Below are 24380 nucleotides of genomic sequence, written 5' to 3' on the forward strand. Positions count from 1 at the left end.
CGGAAGCGACGAGCAACGAGTCGTTGGGTACGCGATTCTAAACATGCTTGCGGCAAATAACGATACTGAAGCTGCATCAATTCGCGAGGAAGCCGCGCAGTCACTGTCTGCACCACAGTTGCGCCGAGGTCAGGAAATCTCGAGGGAAATCCTGTCGGGCAATTTAAGGTCCTTAGGGTCGCTGATCGTGCAATAGGGGCGGGTACCTATCGTTCATCGATATATTTCGACGGCGTTGCAGGCACAGCCGCGACCCTTGCTGCAATTATAGTCGCGGCGAATGCAAGTGTGGAGATGTGCCCTCGACCAAACCAGGGCGCTAATGCGCTGATTACTTGGCTGGCTTGGCCGTACGAATGGCGGAATCAGTAAGCATCAGATTTTGGGGGCACTCATAAAGGGGTGAAAACAGTTGCCCCAAATGTTGCCCCGATTTGGGGGCATCTTGCAATAAACGTCACTGGATACTATAGGACAGGTCTGTCTCGTATCAGCTTGTATTGGATCATAAAAAAAGCCGTCCTGAGACGGCTTTGGGAGTGGTAATGGTGGAGGCGGCGGGTTTCGAACCCGCGTCCGCAAGCCCTACGCAACAGGGTCTACATGCTTATTCTGTCATTAATCTTGCCGCAGGCTACCCGACAGACAGGGAAGACCTACGACCAGTCCGGTACTTTTTAACGCTTCAGCCCCGAACGAGCATCCATCGCGATCCTGTGAATATGACTCCCGGGATCCGAGCGCACAGGCACGCATCGGGCGGAAGACACTAAAACTGGTTTTTAAGCAGCTAGTGCGTAGTTGTCGTCGTTGGCAACTATAAGGTTTTGCAGATGGTTTAACGAGGTAACCTGCACCTCGACATGCACCTGGAGTTTCGCGACCCACGTCGAATCCAAGTCGCCCCCAGAAAGACCAGTCTACGGCAGCAAATCAGCTAATAGCAACAAATCTGGCCGTAACGGGGTATTGAGACAACAAAATTGCGACCAGGTTCACGCCTCTTAATGACGCTTTAGCATGCGTTGTTTCTGCCGCTGCCAGTCGCGGTCTTTTTGTGTCGCTCGCTTGTCGTGTTGTTTTTTGCCCGTGGCCAGGCCGATCTCCAGCTTGGCGCGCCCTTTCTTCCAGTACAGCGTCAGGGGCACGAGCGTTTTTCCCTTGCGCTCGACGGCACCAATCAGGCGGTCAATCTCGCCACGATTCATCAGCAGTTTGCGGGTGCGGGTCGGGTCAGGGTGCACGTGCGTCGAAGCGGTAGGCAACGGCGTGATGTGCGCGCCAAAAAGCCATATCTCGTTATTCTTCACCAGTACATAACTTTCGCTGAGCTGGGCCTTGCCGGCGCGCAGGCTTTTCACCTCCCAACCCTCCAGCACAATGCCGGCTTCAAAGTTGTCTTCGATGAAGTAATCGTGCCGTGCGCGCTTGTTACGCGCGATCGGTGGTGGGGCCTTGTCAGCCGGTTTTTTTCTGCTGGCGGCGATGAGTCAGCCCTCGTCCGCCGGACTGCACGGGCCTGCTTCGTAGTAATACACAGCAGGATCCTGGCACGCCAGGCATTCATTCGGATAAGTGACTTCGTCGGTTGAGTCACACGGCGTGGTGACACAGCGCACGCCGTTGTCACGGGTAGCACAGACCGGGCGCAGTGCCTTGTGGCAGATTTTCGGTCGTGGATTCACGCATTCGGCTCGCGCGGCAGCTTTTTGCGACTCCGGCATTTCGCTGTTTACGCCGCATCCGACCAGCAGCGGGAGCATTGGCAGCAAGAGTAATAGTCTGAACGTCATGGAATTTCCAGCAGGCTTTCGCCGGATTATACGGACAACCCGGCAAGTTGCGGGGGCCTGATTGTCAGCCCCGCCAGATTGGCGCAGAATCGCGACGGCAGGGGGGTGACATGGCGACAGAAAAACGAAAATCGCTGCACGGGCAATGGTCCTCGCGTCTGACATTTATCCTGGCGGTATCCGGATCGGCTGTCGGACTCGGCAATATCTGGAAATTTCCCTATATCGCTGGTGAAAATGGCGGTGGTGCCTTTGTCATCATCTACCTGTTGTGCGTATTTGCCATTGGCCTGCCCATCATGATGTCCGAGGTGCTGATCGGCCGGCGCGGCCGGCGTAACCCCATCACCACGATGAAAATCGTTGGCGAGGAAGAAGCGGGCCAGGGCTGGTGGCAGATTGTCGGCATCAGCGGTGTCGCGGCCGGGATCATTATCCTGTCGTTTTACAGCGTCGTGGCCGGCTGGTCGCTCGCTTATGTAGTCAAAAGCGCCAGCGGCGCCTTTGTCGGCATCGACAGCGCCGGTGTCGGCGAAGTATTCGGCGGCCTGACCGGTAACTGGAAGGTGCTGATGGTCTGGCACAGCGTGTTCATGTTCATGACACTCTTTATTGTTGCGCGCGGCGTGCAGCGTGGCCTGGAGCAGGCCGTACGGGTACTCATGCCGGCGTTGCTCGTACTGCTGGTAGTCCTGTTCATTTATGCGGCCACGGAGGGCGCATTCCGTCAGGGCGCCGAATTCATGTTCGCAGCCGACTTCAGCCGGTTGACCGGTGAAAGCTGGCTGGTGGCGCTGGGCCATGCGTTCTTCACTCTCAGCCTCGGTATGGGCGCCGTCATGGCCTACGGTGCATACCTGCCGGAGGGCACTTCAATTTTTGGCACGTCGGTGGCGGTAGTGTTCGCCGATACCCTGATCGCCCTGCTGGCCGGCATGGTTATTTTTCCGATCGTGTTTGCGCACGGACTGGAAGCGGGGCAGGGGCCGGGTTTGATTTTCCAGACACTGCCGCTGGCCTTTGGCCAGATGACCGGCGGCGTAATTTTTGCAACGCTGTTTTTCGTGTTGCTGTCCTTCGCGGCATGGACGTCATCGATCGGCTTGATCGAGCCCGCTGTGGCCTGGCTGTCCGAGCGATTCCAGATGGCACGGCCGCAGGCTGCCTGGCTGGTTGGCGGCGTCACCTGGCTGCTGGGCGTCGGGTCGGTGCTTTCTTTCAACCTGCTGGCTGACCTGAAAATCTGGCGCCCTGGCAAAGAGCCCGGCACGATCTTCGGCTTTATGGATCACCTGGCCAGCAACATCATGCTGCCGTTGGGCGGGTTGCTGATATCCGTCTTTGCCGGGTGGATCATGTGCCGCAATTCGACAGCCGAAGAACTCGACCTGGGTACCGGGGTGCTTTATCTTGGCTGGCGTTTTCTTGCCCGCATCGTCGCGCCGGTGATGGTGCTGCTGATATTCCTGCGTGGTGTAGATCTGCTGTGAACGCGATGGACGCACCGGATCTCAATGCTGATGTCGAGCTGGAAGTAGAAGTAGCCTACGGGCTGCCGCAGCGCCAGCTCGTTATACGGCTCAGCGTGCCGCAGGGCACCACGGTGCTGGAAACGGTTTTATTGTCAGGGATCGCCGAGCAGTTTCCCGGTCTCGAGCCACTCGAGAGCACGCTTGGAATATTCGGTGAAGTGGTCGATCCGGCGCGCTGTGTCGAGGCAGGTCAGCGGGTGGAAATTTACCGGCCACTGCTGGTCGACCCGAAAGAGGTGCGGCGCCAGCTTGCCGCCGAGGGTCGTACGATCGGGTCGGGTAGTTCGGGCGACTAGTTATTTCTGTTCGTCAATTACCTGCGCAACACGTTCGCCGTCGAAGATAACCACAAAGTGTTGCTGCACATGGCGGCCGGTCTTGCCGCTGCGGAAATAGTAAACGTAATCCCAGCGATCTTCGTGAAACGGGTCAGCGATCATCGGCGTTCCGAGCAGGAAGCGCACCTGGCTGCGCGTCATGCCGGTCTCTACCTTGGCGACGTCCTCAGCGGTTATACGATTGCCCTGGTTTACATTCAGCTTGTAAACACAGCCAGTGCTGCAAATTGCAGCCAGAAGGACTATTGCCAGTAGTTTTCGGTTCATATTCTGCTTGTACGGCCGCCGCGCCGGGAGCAAACTATACCCGATTCCAACCCGTTCAACAGGGCCCGCGGTACCTCATGAAAGCTGATATACGCAAAGCCGGTCTGAAGGTCACACTGCCGCGACTGAAAATCCTCGAGCTGCTGGAGCGTGGCGACCAGCACCACCTTAGCGCCGAAGACCTGTACCAGCTGCTGCAGGGCTCCGGCGAGGAAATCGGGCTGGCGACCGTCTACCGGGTGCTGACCCAGTTCGAGACGGCGGGCCTGGTAACCCGGCATCGCTTCGAGGGGGGTCACTCCGTATTCGAGCTCAACCAGGGCAGCCATCACGATCACATCGTGTGTGTCGAGTGTGGCCGTGTCGATGAATTTGTCGATGAGACCATCGAACACCGCCAGGCGGCTATCGCCGAACGGATGGGCTACGAGATGACCGATCATTCGCTGCACATCTACGGCATTTGTGCCGACTGTCGCGGCGGGCGCAAGGCGGCTCCCGGGACGTAGAAGCGGCCGCAGGGGCGGCCCTGGCCGCGACATCCCCCGCGTCCGTAGTAGCGTTACATACGCGCGACTTTCTTCCTGCGTGGTTTTTTTCCGGCCCGGGCAATCATCTCGCGCGCATGATCCAGCGTGGTGTCAGTGATTTCCACGCCACCGAGCATGCGCGCCAGCTCTTCCACCCGTTCCTTTTCGCCCAGTGGCGTGAGAGTGGTGTGGGTGGTTTTGCCATCGCTGAGCTTTGTCACCCTGACATGGTTGTGTGCCTGGCTGGCGACCTGGGGCAGGTGGGTTACACAGAGTACCTGTGCGGTCTGGCCAACCTGGCGCAGCTGCTGTCCGACGATTTCGGCGGTGCCGCCACCAACCCCCGAATCAACTTCGTCAAACACCATGGTCGGCTTTGTCTCGCTGTCGGCCGCCATCACTTCGATAGCCAGGCTGATCCGTGACAGCTCTCCCCCCGAAGCCACGCGGGCCAGCGGACGCGGGTCCTGGCCGGGGTTTGCACTGACATGAAACTCCACGACATCGCTGCCGTATGCGCCACGGGTTGCGGTGTCGGTCTGGATGACCGTTTCAAAGCGGCCGCCAGGCATGCCGAGGTCCTGGATGGCCGCGGTGATGGCCTTGTCCAATGGCTTCGCTGCCTTGCGACGTGACGCCGCCAGCTCAGCCGCCAGCCGGTCGTAGTCGGCGGCAGCCTCATTCAGCCTTTCGCGCAGGCCTTCAAGGTGGGATTCGGCATCTTCCAGCCGCGCATACTCCTCGCGCAGTTCCTGCGCACGTTCGGACAACGCTGCCGCTGTTACACGGTGCTTGCGCGACAGTGACTGCACCGTGGTCAGTCGCTGCTCCACCCAGTCACGCCGGGCCGGGTCCAGGTTAAGTGCGGCGCAATAATCGGCAAGACCGGAGGCGGCTTCACTGGCGTGGATTTCCGCTTCACCAATCAGCGTGACGATTCCACTCAACGCCGGATCGATTTCGGCAAGCGGCGCCAGCGCCCGGCTGGCTTCGCCCAGCAGCTGTTGCACCGAGGCTCCGTCATCGTCATCCGCCAGCCGCTCAAGGGCGGCGGAAGAACCTTCTACCAGCCGTCCGGCATGCGCCAGACGCTTCTGCTCTTCCGTCAGTTGCTCAACCTCGTTGTCGGCCAGCCCGAGGGCATCGAGTTCATCGATATGAAAGCGCAGCAGGTCCAGCCGCGACTCGCGGTCGTTCTGCGCCTGCTCGAGCTGCTCCAGGTCATCAGCAGCCTGGCGCCAGTCGGCATAGGCGCGGGCGACATTGGCAAGCAGCCTGCGGTTGTTTGCGGCTTCGTCGAGGATGCCGCGCTGCACCGGGCGTCGCGTCAGTGACTGGTGCATGTGCTGGCCGTGGATATCCACCAGCCGCGTGGCCAGTTCACGCAGTGTCTGCAAGGTAACGGCGTGACCGTTTATCCATGCTCGCGAGCGTCCCTGGCGGCTGACGACCCGTCGCACCAGGCACTCACCATCGGCATCGAGTTCCTGCTCGCCGAGCCATTGTGCAACTGTTTCGTCAACGGCAAACGCAGCGCTGACTTCCGCCTTGTCGGCGCCATCGCGAATAACGGCGGCATCTGCGCGATCCCCCAGGACCAGGCCCAGCGCGCCGACCAGCAGTGATTTGCCCGCGCCGGTCTCGCCTGTCAGTACCGTCAGACCGCGGTCGAGTTCGAGCTCCAGGCTGTCGATAACGGCGTAATTGTTTACCTGTATTTCGCTGAGCATGGTGACCTATCGCGATCGCCGCGAGCTGTGCCCCCAGGCCAGCTTCGAGCGCAGGATTTTTGCGTAGTCGTAATTTTTCGGATGCAACAGCGTGGCGCCAAAGGGCGCTACCTCCACGGTCAGCTCATCTCCGGGATGCAGGTCGGCGTAAGGCCGGCCGTCACAGCTTATTTGTCCGCTGAGTCCCTTGCGACCGATGAGCCTGACCGTAATCTCGCTGTCGCCGTCGATCACAATCGGACGGTCGCTGAGCGTGTGCGGGCAGATAGGTACGATGGCCACCGCGTTCAGCGAGGGTTCCAGAATGGGGCCGCCGCAGGAAAGCGCATAGGCCGTGGAACCGGTCGGCGTGGCAATTATCAGCCCGTCGCTGCTGTGCGTGTTCAGATAGGTGCCGTTAACACGTGTCTCAATATCGATCAGCCGGGTATCACCGGCGCGTTGCAGGACGATGTCATTGAGTGCGTAATTTTTGCCGCTGGTGCCGCTGCGCAGTCCCGCCATGAGCATTGCACGGGTCTCACGCAGGTATTCACCGTCGAGAATGGCGTCGATAGACACGCCCAGTTCGTCAGGAGAAATGTCTGCAAGAAAACCGAGCCGCCCGCGGTTTATCCCGACCAGCGGCGTGCCGCGTGTTGCCACCAGCTGGACGGCAAACAGCATGGTGCCGTCGCCACCGACTGACATGACCAGCTCGGCGCGGTTGGCTAATTCGTCTCTGGACACTGCGACGCCGGCGGTGATTTTCTCGCCCCAGTCGTCGCCCAGAACCAGCACGTCGGTGCCGCGGCCCTTCAGGTGCCCGGCAAGGCTCTGCAGCGTCTCGGCGACGCGCTGGTCGTCCGGTGTGCCAACCAGGCCAATTGTCTTGAACTTCGCAGACATGCCGCGAGTTTACCCGCGCGTCCAAGTGCTTGACAGTGCGGCCCGGCGGCTGCGAAGCTAACGTTGGCAGTCGAGGCCAGAGAGTGCTAATACTGCGAAAAATAGCTGGTTTTTACGATTGACGGGCCACAGATGACCGACCAGGCACTAAACGAGCGTGCGCAGGTGTTGCTGAAGACGCTGGTTCAGCGGTACATCCGCGATGGCCAGCCGGTCGGCTCGCGCACGCTGTCGCGTGATTCGGCGCTGGACGTCAGCCCGGCGACCATCCGCAACATCATGGCCGATCTGGAGGAGCTTGGGCTGGTGGCGTCACCACACACCTCCGCCGGGCGCGTACCTACGGCGGCCGGCTTTCGCGTTTTTGTCGATGGGCTGATTACCTACAAGCAGCCGCAAAAGAAGCTCGCCGAGGAAATCGAGAGCAGCCTGGCCGAGGCGATGGCCAGCTCCAAGGAACTGGTCGCGACTGCTTCGAAACTGCTGTCGCAGGTGACGCACCTGGCGGGTGTGGTAACCATGCCGCGTCGTTCTCATGCGCAACTGCGGCAAATTGAATTTCTGCCGCTGTCGGATAATCGGGTGCTTGCCATCATCGTGGTCAACTCACGTGAAGTGCAAAACCGCATCCTGCACCTCGACCGGCACTACAGCGAAAGTGAGCTGCGTCAGGCCGCCAATTACCTGACCGAGCATTTTGCCGGCAATGAAGTGGACGATGTGCGTTCGCGGCTGATCGGCGAGCTCAAGCAGGCTCGTGAGACGATGAACACCATGATGCTCGACGCGATCTCGATGGCGCAGCGGGCGTTTGAGCAGGACAAGGATGATTTTGTCATCGCCGGCAAGACCAACCTGATGGATTTTGCCGAGCTGTCGGACGTCGAGAAGCTGCGCAAGCTGTTTGAGGTTTTTAACCGCAAGCGTGACATCCTGCATCTGCTCGACCAGTGCACCGAGGCGGATGGTGTGCAGATATTCATCGGCAAGGAATCAGGCTACGCGCCCCTGGACGAGTGCAGCGTCGTCAGTTCCCCGTACACCGTGGACGATGAGGTAGTCGGGGTGCTAGGGGTCATCGGGCCGACCCGTATGGCCTACGAACGGGTCGTGCCGATCGTCGATATCACCGCGAAATTGCTCGGAAATGCCTTGAAATCGGCGTGAGAAGCACCATATCGAAAAAGAGCGGCAGCCAGCAGCTGAGAATCGCTCTTAGCTAACTTATTTAACTATCTGAAAATAAAGCAATACTGCGCAGGACAATATGGCTGAGGAAACAGAAAACCCTGAACCGGCTTCGGAGTCGGAGCAGGCCGATGCGACGACGGAAGAGCTGGTCGCCGCGCTGACCGAGGCACAGGCCGAGGCTGCGGCCAATCGCGATCAGTTCCTGCGGGCGGCTGCCGAGCTGGAGAATTTCCGCAAACGCGCCGCGCGCGACGTGGAGAGCGCACGCAAGTTCGGACTGGAGGCCTTTGCCGGCGAGCTGCTGCAGGTGCGCGACAGCCTCGAGCTTGGGCTGGCTGCCACAGACGGCCAGGAAGCCTCTGTCGAGTCGCTGCGTGAGGGCACCGGCATGACGCTGCGGCTGCTCGAGCAGGTGATGGAAAAATTTGGCATCGCGCAAATCGACCCCACCGGCGAGCCGTTTGATCCCGAGCTGCATGAGGCAATGGTCATGATCGAATCAGATGCAGCGCCAAACTCGGTGGTAGAGGTTGTGCAGAAGGGTTACCAGCTTAATGAGCGTCTGTTGCGCCCGGCGCGGGTGGTAGTGGCGCGAAAGGCCGACGAGGAATCCCGGGACACCGCTTGAACCATCCGGCGTGTGTCCCCATTTAGTTTGACAGTTATGAAATTTACTTGTGGAGAAACGGTATGAGCAAGATCATCGGCATCGACCTGGGCACGACAAATTCGTGCGTCGCCGTGATGGAGGGTGACGAGCCCCGGGTAATCGAGAACAGCGAAGGTGATCGCACCACGCCGTCGATGGTTGCCTTCAAGGAAGACGGCGAAGTCATTGTGGGTCAGCCGGCCAAGCGGCAGGCGGTAACGAACCCGCAAAACACGCTGTTTGCAATCAAGCGCCTGATCGGTCGTCGCTTTGAAGACGATGTCGTGCAGAAAGACATCAGCATGGTGCCGTACAAGATCGTCGCAGCTGACAACGGCGATGCGTGGATTGATGTCGACGGCAAGAAGATGGCGCCGCCGGAGATATCCGCGCGCGTCCTGATGAAAATGAAACAGACTGCCGAAGACTACCTCGGCGAGGAAGTGACCGAAGCGGTGATCACCGTGCCGGCATATTTCAACGATTCGCAGCGCCAGGCGACCAAGGATGCCGGCAAGATTGCCGGGTTGACGGTCAAACGCATCATCAACGAGCCCACAGCGGCGGCGCTTGCTTATGGCATGGACAAAAAACGCGGCGACAAGAAAATTGCCGTGTATGACCTGGGCGGTGGCACCTTTGACATCTCAATCATCGAGATTGCCGATGTCGACGGCGAGCACCAGTTCGAGGTCCTGTCAACCAATGGCGATACCTTCCTCGGTGGTGAGGACTTTGACCTGCGCATCATTGAGTATCTCGCGAGCAACTTTGAAAAAGAATCAGGTATCGACCTCAAGAATGATCCGATGCCGATGCAGCGTCTGAAAGAAGCGGCCGAGAAAGCCAAGATAGAGCTTTCGTCATCGCAGCAGACCGAAGTAAACTTGCCGTACATCACGGCCGATGCCAGTGGCCCCAAGCATCTGAACATCAAGCTGACGCGTGCCAAGCTCGAGTCGCTGGTCGACGATCTTGTCCGGCGCACCATCGAGCCGTGCAAGGTCGCCATCAGGGATGCCGGCCTGTCGGTTAACGAAGTGGATGACGTCATCCTGGTCGGTGGCCAGACTCGCATGCCGCTGGTGCAGAAAGCGGTGGAAGACTTCTTCGGCCAGGAGCCGCGTCGTGACGTCAATCCGGACGAAGCCGTCGCTGTAGGCGCGGCAATCCAGGGTGGCGTGCTTGCCGGCGACGTGAAGGACGTGCTGCTGCTGGACGTGACCCCGCTGTCGCTCGGTATCGAGACGCTCGGTGGTGTCATGACACGGCTGATCGACAAGAACACGACGATCCCGACCAAGGCGACGCAGACATTTTCGACAGCGGATGACAGGCAGACTGCGGTGACGATTCACGTACTGCAGGGTGAGCGCGAGCGCTCGGTGGACAACAAGTCGCTCGGTCGTTTTGACCTGGCCGATATACCGCCGGCACCGCGTGGTATTCCGCAAATCGAAGTCAGTTTTGACATCGATGCCAACGGCATTCTGAACGTGTCTGCCAAGGACAAGGCTACCGGTAAGGAACAGAACATCGTCATCAAGGCCTCCAGTGGTCTTGCCGATGATGAAATCGAACAGATGGTACGCGACGCCGAAGCGCATGCTGACGACGATCGCAAGTTCCGCGAACTGGTCGACGCGCGCAACCAGGGTGATGCCCTGTTGCACGCAACCGAGAAATCGCTGGAAGAACTTGGCGAAAAAGTGACTGCCGAGGAGCGTGCGCAAATTGAGTCTGCCAGCAGCGACCTGAAAGAAGCGCTGCAGGGCGACGACAAGGCGCGCATCGAGGCCAAGACCAGGGCTCTCGGTGAAGCATCGGCGACGCTTGCCCAGCGCGTGTACGAAGAGGCGGCAGCGCAGGAGCAGAGTGCAGCCGATGACGGTGACGGCAAGGGCGACAGCGGCGATGATGTCGTCGATGCCGACTTCGAGGAAGTGAAGGAAGAAGGCAAGGGCTGAGCTGCCTGTTAAGGGTATGGCGAATGCCTGGTCGAACCGCAGTTTCCGGCTGGAGATTGCGGTTCGGTCGCGTCTAAACAGAGGTCTTTATGGCAGAGCGTGATCTGTACGAGGTGCTCGAAGTAGCACGCAATGCGTCGGATGCCGAAATAAAAAAGGCATACCGTCGGCTTGCCATGAAGCTTCATCCGGATCGCAACCCGGATGACGACGATGCCGAGGCGCGCTTCAAGGAAGTCAAAAAAGCCTACGAAGTGCTCAGCGACCAGCGCAAGCGTGCCGCCTACGACCAGTTCGGGCACGCCGGCGTCGACGGCGCGGCAGGAATGGGTGGCGCCGGTGCCGGCGGCTTCGAGGGCGGCGACGTTTTTGGCGACATCTTTGGCGATGTGTTTGGCGATATTTTTGGCGGCGGCGGACGTCGTCGCGGCAACCGGGTTTATCGTGGCGCCGATTTGCGTTACCCGCTGGAACTGGACCTCGAGCAGGCCGTTGGAGGCACCAGCGTCAATATTGATGTGCCTACGCTGGTCGGCTGCGAGCAGTGCGACGGTAGTGGCGCCGCGCCTGGCAGCAAACCGGAAACCTGTGGCACCTGCGGTGGTCACGGCCAGGTGCGCATGCAGCAGGGATTTTTCTCCGTGCAGCAGACCTGCCCGCGATGCAAAGGCAGCGGCGAGGTTGTTTCGACGCCCTGCAGCGAGTGCAGTGGCCAGGGCCGTATACGTAAAACGCGGACGCTTTCGGTACAGGTGCCGGCCGGCGTCGATACGGGCGATCGCATACGATTGACCGGCGAAGGCGAGGCAGGGCGCAACGGCGGCCCGCCAGGCGACCTGTTCGTCGAAGTCCACGTGCGGTCGCATCCGTTGTTTGAACGCGACGGCGCGGATCTGTCCAGCGAAGTACCGTTAAGTTACGCCACCGCTGTATTGGGCGGCACCGTCGAGGTGCCCACACTGGACGGCAAGGTGTCGCTGAAGATCCCGGCCGGAACCCAGTCCGGCAAGGTATTGAGGTTGCGCGGCAAGGGAGTCAGGCCGGTACGCAGCAACATGCAGGGCGATCTGCATTGCCGTGTGGTCGTGGAAACACCGGTGCACCTGAACCGTGAGCAAAAGGAACTGCTGGAGAAGTTCGAAGATTCGCTAAACGCCGGCGGCTCGCGTCATAATCCCCGTTCGAGGTCCTGGGTGGATGGCGTGAAGGCGTTTTTCGATGATCTGCGTTCCTGATATTACCTGCCGGAGTGGCGCATGCCTTTGAGAATTGCCGTGCTCGGCGCCGGTGGTCGCATGGGACAGGCGGTGTTGGCGGCAATCGCCGACAGCGACGATGCGATGCTGGCCGGCGCCCTGGTGCGTCCGGGCAGCCAGCACGTCGGTCAGCCCGCATCGGCGGATGTCGCCTATACCGACCAGCCGGTTGGCGCTCTCGATAGCGCCGAAATCGTAATCGACTTTACGCTGCCCGAGGCGTTCAACAGCAACATCAGTGCGTGTCTCGAGGCGCGTTGCCCACTGGTCGTCGGTACCACCGGCTTGTCGAGTGCACAAAGCAACCGGTTACGCGAGATCGGTCGCGAATTGCCCGTGGTGTGGTCGCCGAATATGAGCGTCGGGGTAAACCTTTGCTTTCGTCTCGCGCAGCTGGCAGCGGGTACGCTGTCGACTGACTACGATGCTGAAATTCTCGACGTGCACCATCGTTACAAGCGAGACATACCATCGGGAACGGCGTTACAGTTCGGCGAGCAGATTGCCGGAGCCAGGTCGCAGAAGCTTGACGATGTGATGGAATTTCGCACGCCGGGCAAGCATCGCCAGCGCCACCGCGGTGCTGTCGGTATGTCGGCGATCCGCGCCGGCGCCGAGCCGGGCAGTCACACTGTCTCGTTTATTTCAGAAAGCGAGACGGTCGAGATCCGGCACCGCGCCGCCCACCGGGGAGCCTATGCCGATGGCGCGCTGCGCGCGGCACGGTGGCTGGCCGGTCGGCCGGTCGGGCTTTACTCGATGGCCGATGTGCTTGGCTTTCCGGCGTAATTCGGCGCGCGGGCAGCCTGCCGCGGGCGCGGAGCTTGGGGGCCGGCGACAAGTCGCGTAGAATCCTCACCTCGGGACAGCGCCTCGTCGGCCTGTCCCGTTCGTGTATGTGCAGCCCGCGCGTGCCACGAACTTGCGGGGGAGCGGGCTTGCGAGGCAGTTAGTTGAGCAAAGCGGCAATTCTTGCTCTGGCGGACGGGAGTATTTTCCGGGGTCAGGCCATTGGCGCAGCCGGCACGGCGGTCGGGGAAGTCGTTTTCAATACGGCGATGACCGGTTACCAGGAAATTCTTACCGACCCGTCCTACGCGCGCCAGCTGGTTACATTGACCTATCCGCACATCGGCAATACCGGCGTCACCGCCGAGGACGACGAGTCCGGGTCCGTGCATGCGGGCGGCCTGATCATTCGAGACCTGCCGTTGCGGCATTCAAACTGGCGATCCGAAGGTGACCTGGCACAGTACCTGGAAGCCAATGGCATTGTGGCCATCGCCGGCATCGATACGCGGCGGCTGACACGGATCATTCGTGAGCACGGTGCGCAGGGTGGCTGCATCGCCACCGGCGAGATATCGGCCGACACCGCCGTCGCACAGGCACGCGAATTTCCCGGGCTCGAGGGCATGGACCTGGCACAGGTGGTGTCATGTTCCAGTGCTTACGAGTGGGACCAGCCACCGTGGCAGGAGACCGCGCCGGCAGTCCGGTTTCATGTGGTCGCTTACGATTTTGGCGTCAAGCGAAATATCCTGCGCCTGCTTGTTGCCTCTGGCTGCCGGGTGACGGTCGTTCCTGCCAATACGCCGGCCGCGGAAGTTCGCTCGCTGAGTCCGGATGGTGTGTTTCTGTCGAACGGCCCGGGCGATCCGCAACCTTGCGAGTACGCTATCGAGGCCATTCGCGAAATCCTCGCCGTCGGCACGCCCGTATTCGGTATTTGCCTGGGGCACCAGCTGCTGGCGCTGGCCAGCGGCGCGCGTACCGTCAAGATGAAGTTCGGTCACCACGGCGCCAATCATCCGGTGCAGGACCTTGATACCGGCAAGGTACACATCACCAGCCAGAATCATGGCTTCGCCGTCGACGAGTCGAGTCTCCCCCAGTGTCTGCGGGCGACGCATCGTTCGTTGTTTGATAACAGCCTGCAGGGAATAGAACGCAACGATTGCCCGGCCTTTGGTTTCCAGGGGCATCCGGAAGCCAGCCCCGGGCCCCATGATATTGGTGAACTGTTCATGCGGTTCCGCCAGTTGATGGCCGCTGGGCGGCCACCACAAACCATGCAGGGTTAAACATGCCAAAGCGCGACGACATCAACAGTGTGCTGATTATTGGCGCCGGCCCGATCGTGATCGGCCAGGCGTGTGAGTTTGATTATTCCGGCGCACAGGCCTGCAAGGCGCTGCGTGAGGAGGGTCTGCGCGTGGTGCTGGTCAACTCGAACCCGGCAACGATAATGACCGACCCGGAAATGGCCGATTCGGTTTATATCGAGCCGGTGCACTGGCGCCACGTTGCACGAGTCATCGAGCGGGAGAAGCCCGACGCTTTGCTGCCGACCATGGGCGGGCAGACGGGCCTTAATTGTGCGCTTGACCTGGTGCGCGAGGGAGTGCTGGAAAAACACGGTGTGGAACTGATCGGTGCTTCACGCGAGGCGATCGACACCGCCGAGGATCGCGAAAAGTTTCGTGTGGCAATGGGCGACATCGGTCTGGAAGTGCCACGCGCCCGGCTGGCGCACGATTTGGACCAGGCGTTGTCAGTGCAGCCTGAAATAGGCTTTCCGACCATTATCCGGCCGTCCTTTACCCTCGGCGGTACCGGTGGCGGTATCGCCTACAACCGCGAGGAGTTCGAGGAAATAGTCGCCCGTGGACTGGACATGTCACCGACCACCGAAGTGCTGCTCGAAGAATCGGTGCTGGGCTGGAAAGAATACGAGATGGAGGTGGTGCGCGACACGGCAGACAACTGCATCATCGTCTGTTCCATCGAAAACGTCGATCCTATGGGCGTGCATACCGGCGACTCCATAACGGTAGCGCCGGCGCAGACGCTCACCGACAAGGAATACCAGGTAATGCGCAACGCGTCGCTGGCCGTGCTGCGGCGGATCGGCGTGGAAACCGGTGGTTCCAACGTGCAGTTTGCGGTCAATCCTGAAGATGGCCGGCTGATTGTTATTGAAATGAACCCACGCGTCTCGCGTTCGTCGGCGCTGGCTTCCAAGGCAACCGGCTTTCCAATCGCCAAGGTCGCCGCCAAGCTGGCCATCGGTTACACGCTGGACGAGTTGCGCAATGAAATTACAGGCGGGCTGACGCCGGCTTCGTTCGAGCCGTCAATTGACTACGTTGTTACGAAAATTCCGCGTTTCACTTTCGAGAAGTTTCCGCAGGCCAACGACCGGCTGACGACACAGATGAAATCGGTCGGCGAAGTTATGGCGATGGGGCGCACTTTCCAGGAGTCGCTGCAAAAAGCACTACGAGGGCTGGAAACCGGTTCCGATGGTCTTGACGAGCTGCTGCGGCAGGACATGGAGCCGGGCGAGGCCGACCTGCGCCTGCGCCATGAGTTGCGCCAGCCCGGTGCCGAACGAATCTGGTACACCGCGGATGCATTCCGTCGTGGTATGAGCTTTGAAGAGATCCACCGGCTGACCTGCATCGACCCGTGGTTCCTCGCCCAGCTCGAAGACCTGGTAATTACAGAGCAGGAGTTGCAGTGCCGGTCTGCAGCAGATTTTGATACGGCCCGGTTGCGTGACCTGAAGCGCAAGGGATTTTCTGACCGGCGTATTGCAACGCTTATCGGGTCAGACGAGCACGAGGTGCGTGCGCGCCGCCACGAGCTGGATATCCGGCCGGTCTACAAACGAGTCGATACCTGCGCGGCGGAATTTGCCACCGGCACCGCCTACATGTACTCGACCTACGATGAAGAATGCGAAGCTGAGCCTACTGACAAGCGCAAGATCATGATCCTCGGCGGCGGGCCGAATCGAATAGGCCAGGGCATCGAGTTTGATTATTGCTGCGTCCATGCAGCGCTGGCTCTGCGCGATGACGGTTTCGAGACCATCATGGTCAATTGCAACCCCGAGACAGTCTCGACCGATTACGATACCTCGGATCGCCTATACTTCGAGTCGCTGACGCTGGAAGACGTGCTGGAAATTGTGCACCGTGAGCAGCCTGTCGGCGTCATCGTGCAATATGGCGGGCAGACGCCACTGAAGCTGGCGCGTGATCTGGAAAGTGCCGGCGTACCGATCATTGGCACGTCACCAGACAGTATTGACCTGGCTGAGGATCGCGAACGTTTCCAGCAGCTGATCGAGCAGCTGGGTTTGCTCCAGCCCGCCAATCGCACGGCGCGTGACAAGGAAAATGCCCTGTTGCTTGCCGAAGAAGTGGGCTACCCACTTGTTGTAAGACCTTCGTATGTACTGGGCGGTCGCGCGATGGAGGTTGTTTTCAACCAGCATGACCTGGCCGAGTACATCGATAATGCCGTTGAGGTTTCCAACGAGGCACCGGTGCTGCTCGACCGCTTCCTCGACATGGCCGTGGAGGTTGATGTCGACGCCATCTGCGACGGCGAGTCAGTAATGATCGGCGGGATCATGGAACATATCGAGCAGGCTGGCGTGCACTCAGGCGACTCAGGTTGTTCGTTGCCGCCGGCCAGTCTCAGCAAGGAGCAGCAGGAACAGCTCGGCGAACAGGTGAGGGCGCTGGCGCACGGGCTCAACGTGCGCGGCCTGATGAATACCCAGTTCGCGATACAAAACGACGATATCTACATCCTCGAGGTAAACCCGCGAGCGTCGCGTACCGTCCCGTTTGTCTCGAAAGCGACGGGTGTACCACTGGCAAAAATTGCGGCACGGGTAATGGCAGGCAGTACCCTGAGCGATCTGGGCGCAGGTGATCAGCCGATGCCGCGGTATTATTCGGTGAAAGAATCGGTGTTCCCGTTCATCAAGTTCCCTGACGCCGATCCGATACTTGGCCCCGAGATGAAGTCGACTGGCGAAGTCATGGGCACCGGCCAGTCATTTGGCGAGGCCTACGCCAAGGCGCAACTGGCATCGGGTGTCGAGCTCCCCCTGCAGGGGGCCGCGCTCCTGAGTGTGCGCGACCGGGACAAGCCGGCCGCGATCGAGCTGGGCAGGTTGCTGGTATCACGCGGCTTCGAGCTGATCGCCACTCACGGTACTGCGCAGGCTCTGGCCGAGGCCGGGTTGCGCTGCCGTGGAGCGAACAAGGTACGCGAAGGACGGCCACACATAGTTGATATGATCAAGAACAACGAAATCGACCTCATCGTCAACACGACCGAGGGCAAGCAGGCAATCAGCGAATCGGACTCGATCCGTCGCCAGGCGGTACACAACAAGGTGACTTACTACACAACGATAACGGCAGCAATTGCCACCTGTCGCGCGCTGGATTACATCGATACGGCTGATGTCAATCGGCTGCAGGACATGCATCGGGAGCTGGTGGCATGAGCAGGATTCCACTGACATCCGGTGGCGCCGATGCGCTGCGCGCCGAACTTTCCCGGCTGAAAAAAGAAGAGCGCCCGAAAATTATCCAGGCGATCGCCGTTGCCCGCGAACATGGCGATCTGAAGGAAAACGCCGAGTACCATGCGGCGCGTGAGCAGCAGAGTTTTATGGAAGGGCGCATCAAGGAGCTGGAGTGGGTCTTGTCCAATGCGCAGGTTATTGACGTAGCTACGCTCGACCCGGGTTCGCGGGTGGTATTTGGTGCCACGATAGATCTGCTGGAAATCGAAGCGAACGAGCAGGTGACCTACCAGATAGTCGGCGAGGAGGAAGCCGACATCAACCTGGGCCTCATTTCAGTCACCTCGCCAATCGCGCGGGCACTGATCGGGCGCGAGCAAGGTGACGAAGTCGAAGTTGCTGCGCCCGGTGGCAAGCGGCTGTACGAAATAGTCGAGGTGCGTTACGTCTGAGGCGGGCGCTTGCGATACAGCAGCGCGGTGTTGCCGACCCGCTGGATCAGGATGGCTGCGTTGTCATTGCAGATCCTGCCGATAACATCGTCCCGTTCAACCCGATCACCGACGCGCACTTTCACCTTTATCAGCTCATGAGCATCCAGCGCCAGGTCAATTTCAGCGTTTACCGCGGGTGTCAGTCCGGCAGCGCCGATGATGACAACTGCCCTGAGCTTGTGTCCGAGGCCGCGCAGTCGTTTCTTTTCCTGTTCTTTCATAACCCCGATTGTGTGCACCATGAAGCGCCGTAGCAAGAGCCGGCATTGGCGCAGCGCGCAGGAGAAGGACCCGTGGGTGCGCCGGGCACGCACCGAGGGCTGGCGTTCGCGCGCTGTTTACAAGCTCAGCGAACTCGATGAGCGGCAGCACCTGCTGCGGCCCGGCATGACGGTGGTCGACCTGGGTGCGGCGCCGGGTGGCTGGAGTCAGTATGCTGCGCACCGGCTGAAGGGCAAGGGACGCATCGTCGCGGTCGACCTGCTGCCGATGGATCCGTTACCAGAAGTTACATTTATACAGGGCGATTTCCACGATGCCGCAGTCCTGGAGCAGTTGATGGTTGCACTGGATGGCAAGGCAGACCTTGTTATGTCCGATATGGCCCCCAATATCAGCGGGGTGAGGGTGGTCGATCAGCCGCGATCCATGGCACTGGCGGAGCTTGCCAGGGATCTTGCATTCGATGTGCTGGGGCGTGGCGGTTCGCTGGTAGTGAAGCTGTTTCATGGTGCCGGTTTTGACGACTACGTGCGTGAGATCCGGCGCGCATTCAAGTCGGTTGCAGTGCGTAAACCTGCCGCCTCGCGGCCTGCCAGCCGTGAGACGTACCTTGTGGCGAGAAACTATAAGGTGTAGTAGTGTCTAACCAAGTGCGTCAAGGACTTACGTGCACACTTCGGAGTACCAATTTTGAGCGATCTTGCAAAAAACATCATTCTCTGGGTAGTCATCGCCGTCGTGCTGGTGTCGGTGTTCCAGAGCTTTGGTCCGGCCGCCGAGCGGATGAAGGCCATCACCTACTCAGAGTTTCTGGATGAGCTGTCGGCTAATGGCATCCAGGAAGTGCTTATTGACGACGAAACCATCACCGGCCAGCTTCGCTCAGGCCAGAGTTTTGTTACTTACAGTCCCGAAACCGATAACAAGGCGCTGATCGGCGACCTGCACGAGCAGGGCGTCAGTTTCGCCGCCAAGGAGCCGGAGCGGCAGACCTGGCTGATGCAGCTGTTTATATCGTCGTTCCCGATCCTGCTGCTGATCGGCGTATGGGTCTATTTCATGCGCCAGATGCAGGGCGGCGCGGGCGGTCGCGGTGCGATGTCGTTTGGCAAGAGCAAGGCGCGGTTGCTTGGTGAAGACCAGGTTAACGTCAATTTCACTGATGTTGCCGGCGTGGAAGAGGCCAAGGAAGAAGTAAGCGAGATCGTCGAGTTTCTTAAAGACCCCAGTAAGTTCCAGCGCCTCGGCGGCAAGATACCGCGTGGCGTGCTGATGGTGGGTCAGCCGGGCACCGGCAAGACTTTGCTGGCGCGTGCAATTGCCGGCGAAGCGCGAGTGCCGTTTTTCACTATTTCGGGTTCTGATTTTGTCGAGATGTTTGTCGGCGTCGGCGCTTCACGTGTGCGTGACATGTTCGACCAGGCAAAGAAACATGCACCATGCATCATTTTCATCGATGAAATCGACGCCGTCGGCCGTCATCGCGGCGCCGGCCTTGGTGGTGGCCACGACGAACGCGAACAGACACTGAACCAGCTGCTGGTGGAAATGGATGGCTTTGAAGGTAACGAAGGCGTAATCGTTATCGCCGCCACAAACCGCCCCGACGTGCTGGACCCGGCGCTGCTGCGCCCGGGACGTTTCGATCGGCAGGTGGTCGTGCCGCTGCCGGACGTGCGTGGTCGTGAACAGATTCTGAAAGTACACATGCGCAAGGTGCCGCTGTCCGACGATGTGCGGCCTTCCATCATTGCCCGTGGCACGCCTGGTTTTTCCGGTGCTGATCTTGCCAACCTTGTTAATGAAGCGGCGCTGTTTGCCGCGCGTGCCAACAAGCGCACCGTGACGATGGAAGAGTTCGAGAAGGCGAAGGACAAGATCATGATGGGTGCCGAGCGGCGCTCCATGGTGATGAGTGAAGATGAGAAAAAACTCACCGCATACCATGAAGCCGGACACGCAATTGTCGGGCTCAACGTGCCCGAGCACGATCCGGTATACAAGGTAACCATCATTCCCCGCGGGCGTGCGCTTGGCGTCACGATGTTCCTGCCGGAGGAAGATCGTTACAGCTACAGCAAACGACGCCTCGAGAGCCAGATTTCCAGCCTGTTCGGCGGTCGCATTGCAGAAGAGCTGATATTTGGTGCCGATGCCGTCACCACCGGTGCTTCGAACGATATCGAGCGCGCCACAGAGATTGCCCGCAACATGGTGACCAAGTGGGGTTTGTCCGACAAGCTCGGACCGCTGACGTACAGCGAAGAGGATGGTGAAGTGTTCCTCGGTCGTTCGGTCACGCAGCACAAGCATGTATCGGACGTGACGGCGCATACTATCGACGAGGAAATACGCTCGCTGATTAACGCGAACTATGAGCGTGCCGAGCGCATCCTCAACGAGAATACGGACAAGCTCCACCTGATGGCCAAGGGTCTGATCAAGTTCGAGACCATCGACGAAGAGCAGATCAAGGACATCATGGCCGGGCGGGAGCCACGGCCGCCCGAGGGCTGGGATGAGCCGGGCGCGCCACCACCGCCAGTCGAGTCCGGGCTGGGTGAACCGGACAATCCCATTGGCGGGCCTGCATCACAGCACTGACGCGCGTACTTCCGGCGTGAAGCTACTGATGCGTAACCAGGTGCTCGGCCTGGAAGAACCGGTTGTCATGGGCGTGCTGAATGTCACGCCCGATTCGTTTTCCGACGGTGGCCGTTTCGACCGGCTCGACACCGCCGTGACGCACGCGGTCGCGATGCGTGAGCAGGGCGCGGTAATTATCGACATCGGCGGCGAGTCAACCCGGCCTGGTGCCGACGCCGTGCCGGCCGACGAGGAAATTTCACGCGTTATCCCCGTGGTGAAGCAATTGCTGCAGGCTGCACCGGGACTGGTCTCGGTCGACACCAGCAAGGCGCCGGTCATGCGTGCGGCCATTACAGCCGGCGCGCACATGATCAATGACGTCGCGGCCCTGCGCGGGACGGATGCATTGCAGGTTTGTGCCGACAGCGACGTCGCCGTCTGCCTGATGCATATGAAAGGCACGCCACGCACCATGCAGCAGGCGCCTGCTTACGATGATGTAGTGACGGAAGTACGCGATTTTCTCGGCCAGCGTATCGAGGCATGCCGAGCGGCGGGCATCGCGCGCGAACGCATCGTGGTGGACCCGGGTTTCGGCTTTGGCAAGGCTCTTGAACATAATCTCGCCCTGTTGCGCGGCCTGTCACAGCTGTGCGAGCTGGGTCAGCCGGTGCTGGCCGGGCTGTCACGCAAGTCGATGCTGGGTCAGCTGCTGGATCGGGCCGTCGACGAGCGTCTGGCCGGAAGCCTGGCACTGGCAACATTGGCCGTATCCGGCGGGGCCAGTATTATTCGTGCACACGATGTCGCCGCGACAGCCGATGCAGTGAAAGTTGCTGCTGCCGTCGCCGGCGCACGATAACCAGATCGGAGTAACAGATGGGGCAGGTATTTGGCACCGACGGGGTGCGCGGCACGGTCGGCGTAAGCCCGATGACTCTGGAGTTCGCTGTGCGCCTGGCCAGTGCCGCCGGGCGCGTGCTGGCGCCAAATGGTGGCAGCGTCGCGGTTGGCAAAGACACCAGGATTTCCGGGTACATGTTTGAATCAGCCCTGGAGGCCGGATTTGTTGCCGCCGGCGTCGATGTAAAGCTGCTGCAGGTGATGCCGACGCCCGGCATTGCGTACCTGACCCGAATGCTCGGTGCTGATTTTGGTGTTGTCATCAGTGCCTCGCACAATCGCTTCGATGATAACGGCATCAAGTTTTTCGATCGTGAAGGGCGCAAGCTCGACGACGACGTCGAGCGTCAGATCGAAGCGCTGCTGGATGACACCCCGGTGACGCAGGAATCATCGCGACTCGGGCGGGCCGAGCGCCGCTACGATGCGGTTGATGCGTACGTCAACTTCTGCAGGCAGTCCACACCCGAACGGCTTGACCTGTCCGGCATGCGCGTGGTGGTCGATGGCGCCAACGGTGCAACCTACAAGATCGCCCCACGGGTTTTTGCCGATCTTGGCGCCGATGTTGTAACGATCGCGTGTTCCCCCAACGGCAAGAACATAAACGACGGCTGCGGCTCAACGGCGCCCGGCATGCTGCAAAGCACTGTTACCGCGCTGGAGGCCGACCTCGGCATTGCTTTTGACGGGGATGGCGATCGCCTGGTTATGGTCGACCATACCGGGCAGGTAATTGACGGTGACCAGCTGTTGTATGCAATAACGATGTCGCGGCGTGACGCCGGTCAGCTGCAGGGTCCGGTGGTCGGGACCGTCATGTCCAATCTCGGCCTGGAGCAGGCCATCAGGGGAATGGGGATCGAGTTTCATCGCGCAGCCGTGGGTGATCGCAACGTGCTGGCGACCTTACGCGAGACAGGCGGGGTACTTGGGGGCGAGACCTCGGGCCATATCATGTGTCTCGATCGCACAACTACCGGCGACGGTATCGTTGCGGCAATTCAGGTCCTGGAGGCTGTCCGGCGTACCCGCCTGCCGCTGGCGGAGCTGGTTGCCCCGATGCGCCGGTTCCCGCAACGCATGATCAATGTGCGGGTTGAGCGCCGTTTTCCGGTCGATCAGTCGCAGGTCGTCCAGGACGCGGTGGCAGCAACCGAGCAGGCTCTGGGGGACAATGGCCGGGTGGTTTTGCGGGCTTCGGGCACCGAGCCGGTCATCCGCGTGATGGTGGAGGGCCAGAATGATTCGATTGTCAGCAACTATGCCGAGGAGCTTGCCACCGTGGTGAGGAATGCGGCAGCGGCAGAGGCCTGACGCCCCGGCTGTTAAGTGATAACCTCTCGCGTTTATTTTGTTCCGGTGCCTCACTCATGAGAAAACCGCTGGTTGCAGCAAATTGGAAAATGCATGGTTCGCGGGAGATGACCCGCGAGCTGATCGGCGCCGTGCGCGATGGCCTGGGCAGCTCGTGGAACGTCGACGTGCTGATCTGCCCACCCTATGTCTACCTTGACGAGGCTTCGCGCCAGCTGGACGGATCGGGTATAGCCCTGGGTGCGCAGCACCTCAATCCAAATCCGGCCGGCGCCCACACCGGCGAGGTATCAGCATCCATGCTGGCCGACCTGGGCTGCAGTCATGTCATCGTCGGTCATTCGGAGCGGCGTGCCATGTATGGTGACGACGATGCGGTTGTGGCAGCAAATTTCTGTGCCGCCCAGGATGCCAGTCTGACGCCGGTGCTTTGTGTCGGAGAGTCGCTGGAGGAACGCGATGCGGGTATCACCAACAAGGTGGTATGCGAGCAGGTGCAGGCCGTGATCGACGCGGCCGGGATTGGCGCCTTTGCCGGTGCGGTGCTGGCCTACGAGCCGGTCTGGGCAATAGGAACCGGGCGGACCGCCACCCCCGAGCAGGCCCAGGACGTTCATCGGATATTGCGGGAGCTGCTTGCCGCAGAGGATGATAAAATAGCGGGCGAACTGCAGATTCTGTACGGCGGAAGCGTCAAGGGCGACAATGCCCGGGCGCTGTTTGGCATGCCCGATATCGATGGTGGACTCATCGGCGGGGCGTCCCTTAAGGCAGAAGAATTTCTGGCGATTTGTGAGGCGGCCGGCACACCGGTCTGAATGTAATGATTAATCAAGCCGTATCTATCGGTCACGTACTCCTGTCAGTCGCTCTGATCGCGCTGATTCTGATTCAGCGCGGCAAGGGTGCCGAGGCCGGCGCCGCATTTGGCGCAGGCGCATCGGGCACGGTGTTTGGTGCCGGCGGTTCGGCGTCTTTCCTGACGCGACTTACCGCGGTACTTGCGACCTTGTTCTTCGCTACCAGCATGACGCTGGCTTACATGGCCGGCAAGCAGGCACCGACGAGCGTGCTGGAGCAGGCTGTGGAACAGGCACCGGTGGAGGGTGCGCCAGATCTGCTGCCGCTGCCGGGTGATCTTCCGGACGGATTGCCGGATCAACTTCCGGAGTTGCCGGAGTTGAGCCTGCCGGTAACACCGCCGGTGGAGGACACCGGCACTGAGCCGCCGCAGTAGCGGCGCAGAAAATCGCACATGCCGATGTGGTGGAATTGGTAGACACGCTGTCTTGAGGGGGCAGTGGCGCAAGCCGTGCCGGTTCGAGTCCGGCCATCGGCACCAGAATCGTAGTCGTTTAAATTAGGGTTGGGGATCCTCG

General features: G+C 60.3%; 23 protein-coding genes, 1 tRNA gene and 1 other RNA gene. 18 read left to right on the forward strand and 7 right to left on the reverse strand.

Annotation, left to right across the window (positions count from 1 at the left end; all coding sequences use genetic code 11):
- Nucleotides 1-546: 546 nt before the first annotated feature.
- From ssrA to HKN06_07155, 3 genes are all read right to left on the reverse strand, one after another.
- Nucleotides 547-908, reverse strand: a transfer-messenger RNA (tmRNA) gene (gene ssrA / locus HKN06_07145).
- Nucleotides 909-1004: 96 nt separating this feature from the next.
- A complete protein-coding gene (gene smpB / locus HKN06_07150; GenBank protein ID NNF61091.1) occupies nucleotides 1005-1487 on the reverse strand; it encodes an SsrA-binding protein SmpB in 483 nt (160 codons plus the stop codon).
- A 3-nt stretch (nucleotides 1488-1490) separates the two neighbouring features.
- Nucleotides 1491-1793 carry a hypothetical protein gene (locus HKN06_07155; GenBank protein NNF61092.1) on the reverse strand — a complete coding sequence of 101 codons (303 nt, stop codon included), beginning with the start codon at nucleotides 1791-1793 and terminating at the stop codon, nucleotides 1491-1493.
- Nucleotides 1794-1903: 110 nt separating this feature from the next.
- On the opposite strand from HKN06_07155, the gene HKN06_07160 reads away from it, so the two are divergent.
- Both HKN06_07160 and HKN06_07165 read left to right on the forward strand, forming a co-directional pair.
- Nucleotides 1904-3283, forward strand: a complete 1380-nt coding sequence (locus HKN06_07160) for a sodium-dependent transporter (protein NNF61093.1) — start codon at nucleotides 1904-1906, stop codon at nucleotides 3281-3283.
- A gap of 5 nt (nucleotides 3284-3288) precedes the next feature.
- Nucleotides 3289-3621 (forward strand): RnfH family protein, encoded by a 333-nt coding sequence (locus tag HKN06_07165; GenBank protein ID NNF61094.1) that lies wholly within the window; start codon nucleotides 3289-3291, stop codon nucleotides 3619-3621.
- Here the strand turns inward: HKN06_07165 and HKN06_07170 are convergent, their stop codons facing one another.
- On the reverse strand, nucleotides 3622-3930 hold the full coding sequence (locus HKN06_07170) for an outer membrane protein assembly factor BamE (protein ID NNF61095.1): 309 nt from the start codon (nucleotides 3928-3930) through the stop codon (nucleotides 3622-3624).
- A 77-nt stretch (nucleotides 3931-4007) separates the two neighbouring features.
- Between HKN06_07170 and fur the strand changes: the two genes are divergently transcribed.
- Nucleotides 4008-4439 carry a ferric iron uptake transcriptional regulator gene (fur, locus tag HKN06_07175; protein ID NNF61096.1) on the forward strand — a complete coding sequence of 144 codons (432 nt, stop codon included), beginning with the start codon at nucleotides 4008-4010 and terminating at the stop codon, nucleotides 4437-4439.
- Between the two features lie 53 nt (nucleotides 4440-4492).
- On the opposite strand, the gene recN is transcribed toward fur, so the two are convergent.
- Both recN and HKN06_07185 read right to left on the reverse strand, forming a co-directional pair.
- Nucleotides 4493-6190, reverse strand: coding sequence for a DNA repair protein RecN (recN, locus tag HKN06_07180; GenBank protein ID NNF61097.1), 1698 nt, complete (start codon nucleotides 6188-6190; stop codon nucleotides 4493-4495).
- 6 nt (nucleotides 6191-6196) lie between these two features.
- Complete coding sequence (locus HKN06_07185; GenBank protein ID NNF61098.1) at nucleotides 6197-7078, reverse strand: NAD(+) kinase; 882 nt, start codon at nucleotides 7076-7078, stop codon at nucleotides 6197-6199.
- A 132-nt stretch (nucleotides 7079-7210) separates the two neighbouring features.
- Here HKN06_07185 and hrcA point away from each other — a divergent pair, with 132 nt between their 5' ends.
- The 8 genes from hrcA (at nucleotide 7211) to greA (ending at nucleotide 17928) form a co-directional block, all read left to right on the forward strand.
- Nucleotides 7211-8245, forward strand: a complete 1035-nt coding sequence (hrcA, locus tag HKN06_07190) for a heat-inducible transcriptional repressor HrcA (protein NNF61099.1) — start codon at nucleotides 7211-7213, stop codon at nucleotides 8243-8245.
- 100 nt (nucleotides 8246-8345) lie between these two features.
- Nucleotides 8346-8897, forward strand: a complete 552-nt coding sequence (gene grpE, locus HKN06_07195) for a nucleotide exchange factor GrpE (protein ID NNF61100.1) — start codon at nucleotides 8346-8348, stop codon at nucleotides 8895-8897.
- A gap of 62 nt (nucleotides 8898-8959) precedes the next feature.
- Nucleotides 8960-10885, forward strand: coding sequence for a molecular chaperone DnaK (dnaK, locus tag HKN06_07200; GenBank protein ID NNF61101.1), 1926 nt, complete (start codon nucleotides 8960-8962; stop codon nucleotides 10883-10885).
- An 89-nt stretch (nucleotides 10886-10974) separates the two neighbouring features.
- Nucleotides 10975-12120, forward strand: a complete 1146-nt coding sequence (gene dnaJ / locus HKN06_07205) for a molecular chaperone DnaJ (protein NNF61102.1) — start codon at nucleotides 10975-10977, stop codon at nucleotides 12118-12120.
- 21 nt (nucleotides 12121-12141) lie between these two features.
- Complete coding sequence (locus HKN06_07210) at nucleotides 12142-12930, forward strand: 4-hydroxy-tetrahydrodipicolinate reductase (protein NNF61103.1); 789 nt, start codon at nucleotides 12142-12144, stop codon at nucleotides 12928-12930.
- Nucleotides 12931-13094: 164 nt separating this feature from the next.
- Nucleotides 13095-14225, forward strand: a complete 1131-nt coding sequence (carA, locus tag HKN06_07215) for a glutamine-hydrolyzing carbamoyl-phosphate synthase small subunit (protein NNF61104.1) — start codon at nucleotides 13095-13097, stop codon at nucleotides 14223-14225.
- Nucleotides 14226-14227: 2 nt separating this feature from the next.
- Nucleotides 14228-17455 carry a carbamoyl-phosphate synthase large subunit gene (gene carB, locus HKN06_07220; protein NNF61105.1) on the forward strand — a complete coding sequence of 1076 codons (3228 nt, stop codon included), beginning with the start codon at nucleotides 14228-14230 and terminating at the stop codon, nucleotides 17453-17455.
- Nucleotides 17452-17928 (forward strand): transcription elongation factor GreA, encoded by a 477-nt coding sequence (gene greA, locus HKN06_07225; protein ID NNF61106.1) that lies wholly within the window; start codon nucleotides 17452-17454, stop codon nucleotides 17926-17928. Before carB ends, greA begins: the two co-directional genes overlap by 4 nt.
- Here greA and HKN06_07230 read toward each other — a convergent pair.
- Entirely contained in the window at nucleotides 17919-18191 is a 273-nt protein-coding gene (locus HKN06_07230; GenBank protein NNF61107.1) for a YhbY family RNA-binding protein, read from the reverse strand. The two genes, greA and HKN06_07230, sit on opposite strands and share 10 nt — an antisense overlap.
- 19 nt (nucleotides 18192-18210) lie before the next feature.
- On the opposite strand from HKN06_07230, the gene HKN06_07235 reads away from it, so the two are divergent.
- From HKN06_07235 to HKN06_07265, 7 genes are all read left to right on the forward strand, one after another.
- Complete coding sequence (locus HKN06_07235; protein ID NNF61108.1) at nucleotides 18211-18828, forward strand: 23S rRNA methyltransferase; 618 nt, start codon at nucleotides 18211-18213, stop codon at nucleotides 18826-18828.
- 54 nt (nucleotides 18829-18882) lie between these two features.
- On the forward strand, nucleotides 18883-20796 hold the full coding sequence (ftsH, locus tag HKN06_07240) for an ATP-dependent zinc metalloprotease FtsH (protein ID NNF61109.1): 1914 nt from the start codon (nucleotides 18883-18885) through the stop codon (nucleotides 20794-20796).
- Nucleotides 20797-20824: 28 nt separating this feature from the next.
- Nucleotides 20825-21643 (forward strand): dihydropteroate synthase, encoded by an 819-nt coding sequence (gene folP, locus HKN06_07245; protein ID NNF61110.1) that lies wholly within the window; start codon nucleotides 20825-20827, stop codon nucleotides 21641-21643.
- Nucleotides 21644-21660: 17 nt separating this feature from the next.
- Nucleotides 21661-23001, forward strand: a complete 1341-nt coding sequence (gene glmM / locus HKN06_07250) for a phosphoglucosamine mutase (protein NNF61111.1) — start codon at nucleotides 21661-21663, stop codon at nucleotides 22999-23001.
- Nucleotides 23002-23057: 56 nt separating this feature from the next.
- Nucleotides 23058-23819 carry a triose-phosphate isomerase gene (locus HKN06_07255; GenBank protein NNF61112.1) on the forward strand — a complete coding sequence of 254 codons (762 nt, stop codon included), beginning with the start codon at nucleotides 23058-23060 and terminating at the stop codon, nucleotides 23817-23819.
- Between the two features lie 5 nt (nucleotides 23820-23824).
- Entirely contained in the window at nucleotides 23825-24238 is a 414-nt protein-coding gene (gene secG, locus HKN06_07260) for a preprotein translocase subunit SecG (protein ID NNF61113.1), read from the forward strand.
- Nucleotides 24239-24258: 20 nt separating this feature from the next.
- Nucleotides 24259-24343: transfer RNA gene (locus tag HKN06_07265), tRNA-Leu, on the forward strand.
- The last annotated feature ends 37 nt before the right edge of the window (nucleotides 24344-24380 follow it).

The sequence above is a fragment of the Gammaproteobacteria bacterium genome (assembly GCA_013003425.1).
Lineage (GTDB): Bacteria > Pseudomonadota > Gammaproteobacteria > Steroidobacterales > JABDKV01 > JABDJB01.

Coding starts and splice junctions, on each gene's coding strand:
- HKN06_07155 (NNF61092.1), bottom strand. CDS start 1,793: ATGACGTTCAGACTATTACTCTTGCTGCCAATGCTCCCGCTGCTGGTC.
- HKN06_07160 (NNF61093.1), top strand. CDS start 1,904: ATGGCGACAGAAAAACGAAAATCGCTGCACGGGCAATGGTCCTCGCGT.
- HKN06_07165 (NNF61094.1), top strand. CDS start 3,289: ATGGACGCACCGGATCTCAATGCTGATGTCGAGCTGGAAGTAGAAGTA.
- HKN06_07170 (NNF61095.1), bottom strand. CDS start 3,930: ATGAACCGAAAACTACTGGCAATAGTCCTTCTGGCTGCAATTTGCAGC.
- fur (NNF61096.1), top strand. CDS start 4,008: ATGAAAGCTGATATACGCAAAGCCGGTCTGAAGGTCACACTGCCGCGA.
- recN (NNF61097.1), bottom strand. CDS start 6,190: ATGCTCAGCGAAATACAGGTAAACAATTACGCCGTTATCGACAGCCTG.
- HKN06_07185 (NNF61098.1), bottom strand. CDS start 7,078: ATGTCTGCGAAGTTCAAGACAATTGGCCTGGTTGGCACACCGGACGAC.
- hrcA (NNF61099.1), top strand. CDS start 7,211: ATGACCGACCAGGCACTAAACGAGCGTGCGCAGGTGTTGCTGAAGACG.
- grpE (NNF61100.1), top strand. CDS start 8,346: ATGGCTGAGGAAACAGAAAACCCTGAACCGGCTTCGGAGTCGGAGCAG.
- dnaK (NNF61101.1), top strand. CDS start 8,960: ATGAGCAAGATCATCGGCATCGACCTGGGCACGACAAATTCGTGCGTC.
- dnaJ (NNF61102.1), top strand. CDS start 10,975: ATGGCAGAGCGTGATCTGTACGAGGTGCTCGAAGTAGCACGCAATGCG.
- HKN06_07210 (NNF61103.1), top strand. CDS start 12,142: ATGCCTTTGAGAATTGCCGTGCTCGGCGCCGGTGGTCGCATGGGACAG.
- carB (NNF61105.1), top strand. CDS start 14,228: ATGCCAAAGCGCGACGACATCAACAGTGTGCTGATTATTGGCGCCGGC.
- greA (NNF61106.1), top strand. CDS start 17,452: ATGAGCAGGATTCCACTGACATCCGGTGGCGCCGATGCGCTGCGCGCC.
- HKN06_07230 (NNF61107.1), bottom strand. CDS start 18,191: ATGAAAGAACAGGAAAAGAAACGACTGCGCGGCCTCGGACACAAGCTC.
- HKN06_07235 (NNF61108.1), top strand. CDS start 18,211: ATGAAGCGCCGTAGCAAGAGCCGGCATTGGCGCAGCGCGCAGGAGAAG.
- folP (NNF61110.1), top strand. CDS start 20,825: ATGCGTAACCAGGTGCTCGGCCTGGAAGAACCGGTTGTCATGGGCGTG.
- glmM (NNF61111.1), top strand. CDS start 21,661: ATGGGGCAGGTATTTGGCACCGACGGGGTGCGCGGCACGGTCGGCGTA.
- HKN06_07255 (NNF61112.1), top strand. CDS start 23,058: ATGAGAAAACCGCTGGTTGCAGCAAATTGGAAAATGCATGGTTCGCGG.
- secG (NNF61113.1), top strand. CDS start 23,825: ATGATTAATCAAGCCGTATCTATCGGTCACGTACTCCTGTCAGTCGCT.